This is a genomic window from Capnocytophaga canis, from assembly GCF_000827555.1.
Taxonomy (GTDB): domain Bacteria; phylum Bacteroidota; class Bacteroidia; order Flavobacteriales; family Flavobacteriaceae; genus Capnocytophaga; species Capnocytophaga canis.
On sequence record NZ_CDOI01000055.1, the window covers coordinates 1 to 492 of the forward strand.

General features: G+C 39.6%; 1 protein-coding gene. It reads left to right on the forward strand.

Annotated features, from left to right (window positions below; all coding sequences use genetic code 11):
* Positions 1-492: hypothetical protein (locus CCAND38_RS11795; protein WP_042343389.1), on the forward strand; the 492-nt coding region annotated here is incomplete at both ends.

Consider the following 492-nt stretch of genomic DNA (forward strand, 5'->3'; position numbering starts at 1 on the left):
CTCTGCAGTTAAGCCTATGGATTTGTGTAATGTAACAGGTAATACGATAACGGTAACCATCACAGCAACAGATACTTTTGGTAATACATCGACTAAAACGGCGTTTGTTAGATTAGTAACTATTGATGCTGTTGATGATTTGCTTATAGAGGTTGATGCACTTAGTCCTTTGCGTACGTCTACAACGACGATATTGTCGAACGATACTTTGGGAACTGCATCGGCAACGTCTACCAATGTAACTATTACACAAATAGCCACTACCGACCCGCGTGTAACAATTGACACGGCAACGGGTAAAGTACAAGTGAACAGTGATTCTGTTCCTACGGGAATATACACTTTGACCTATACAATTTGCGAAAAAGTAAACGGTACGCCTTGTGATACAGCAACGGTAACGGTGAAAGTAATAAACATCAAGACAGGAGATGATGAATTTACGTATGAAAACGGATCTCTTTCAGGAAGTGGAAATATATTGGATAATGA